We start from the raw sequence: 1,607 nt of genomic DNA, 5'->3' as shown, positions 1-1,607 counted from the left end.
ATGCGATATCCCCGGCGATATAGCCCATATGCTCCATCATCCTGAGCCGTTCACGGAGCTGATCAAGAGAGATGCCAAGATCGGCAGCAAGCAGGGGGACTGCAACCCCTCCTTCTGCAAGTTTCAAAAGAATATCCTTAAACATTTAATCCCTCAGGAGTCCGGCAGAGAACTCCCTGCCCCATACAATAAACCCGAAGAGGGCAATGACTGCAAGGTAGAGCTGCGGTACAATCGCTTCCCGAATCATTTCAAAGGTGATCTCCTCGCCTTCAAAGATGGCGAGTGTGGCAAACCCAGCACCAGTCGAGAGGAGCCAGATCAACCCAAAGACGAGAGCAAGGGCGATCCCGACATGCAGGTATGCAACACCCTCATGGATGCCTTTTGAGAGCTCACGGTATCCGAAGATAAGGGTGAGCCCGATGATGATTGAAATAAAGCCCATCGCCGGATCACCTGAGATCCCAAGGAGTGCGAAGAGTTCTATCTCCGGAGATATCAGGGCGATGAACGCAGCCAATCCGGTAGTGAGATACAGGAGTCCAAGGAACCCTGCAAACAACTGTTTCCTGTATTCCGACATCGTTTATACACCTCCGAGGAAGTATCCGGCGAGATGGAAGGTGACAAACGCCAATATCCATGCCACCACCAGTCCATACAGAACCGAGAACCCGGCCCAGCGCCAGGATCCGGTCTCTTTTTTAATAACCGCGAGTGTTGCCAGACAGGGCATATACAGGAGGACAAAGACCATCACAGCAAGGGCTCCTGCCATCGAGAGGGCGGGATCTGCAAGCAGTGCGTCAGAGAGGGCGGCTGATCCCTCGTCTGCCCCATAGAGGACACCGAGCGAACTGACAACGATCTCCTTGGCAATGAAGCCGAAGAGGAGTGCAACGGCGATCTTCCAGTCAAGGCCAAGCGGTGCAACGAGCGGTTCAAGTACATGCCCGATCATCCCGGCGAAACTCTCCTCGCTTCCATAACCGACACCGGCGGGGTATGAAGCAAGGAACCAGACGATTAACGAGCCGATAAGGATGATTCCACCTGCCTTCTTCAGGTAGGTTGATCCCTTCTCCCACATATTCAGCATCGCGTTCTTCAGGGTCGGGATCCGGTACGGGGGCATCTCCATGATGAATGGTGACGATTCACCCGGCAGAACGGTGTACCTGAAGAGCTTTGCCGAGAGGATTGCTACAAGGATACCCAGGGCATAAAGGCCGAAGATCACATTCCCTGCATCCCTTCCGAAGAAAACCCCTGCAAAGAGGATATACACCGGAAGCCGGGCACCACAGGAGATGAACGGATTTACCAGGATGGTGATGAGCCGGTCGCGATCATCCTCGATCGTCCGGGTCGACATGATCGCCGGGACATTGCATCCAAAGCCCATCAGCATCGGGATGAATGACTTGCCCGGCAACCCTATCGCATACATCAGCCGATCCATGATGAAGGCGGCACGGGCAAGATACCCGCTCCCTTCAAGGATCGAGAGGATCAGGAAGAGGATGAAGATGTTCGGGACAAAGACGAGCACACCGCCGACCCCGCCGATCACACCGTCTCCAAGGAGCGATGCCAGCCATTCA

Annotated in this window: 2 protein-coding genes; both read right to left on the bottom strand. The window is 54.4% G+C overall.

Going from position 1 to position 1,607, the window contains the following annotated elements; genetic code table 11:
• Positions 1-145 precede the first annotated feature (145 nt).
• Positions 146-586, bottom strand: coding sequence for a hypothetical protein (locus QCH34_RS12365; RefSeq protein WP_300334579.1), 441 nt, complete (start codon positions 584-586; stop codon positions 146-148).
• Between the two features lie 3 nt (positions 587-589).
• Positions 590-1,607, bottom strand: a 1,018-nt coding sequence (gene feoB, locus QCH34_RS12360; RefSeq protein WP_300334578.1) for a ferrous iron transport protein B, incomplete at its 5' end; no start/stop codon positions are given.

Source organism: Methanocalculus sp. (genome assembly GCF_029762515.1).
GTDB lineage: Archaea > Halobacteriota > Methanomicrobia > Methanomicrobiales > Methanocorpusculaceae > Methanocalculus.
Note: the sequence above shows the minus strand (reverse complement) of the source record. Positions and strands in the feature narration are given on the sequence as shown.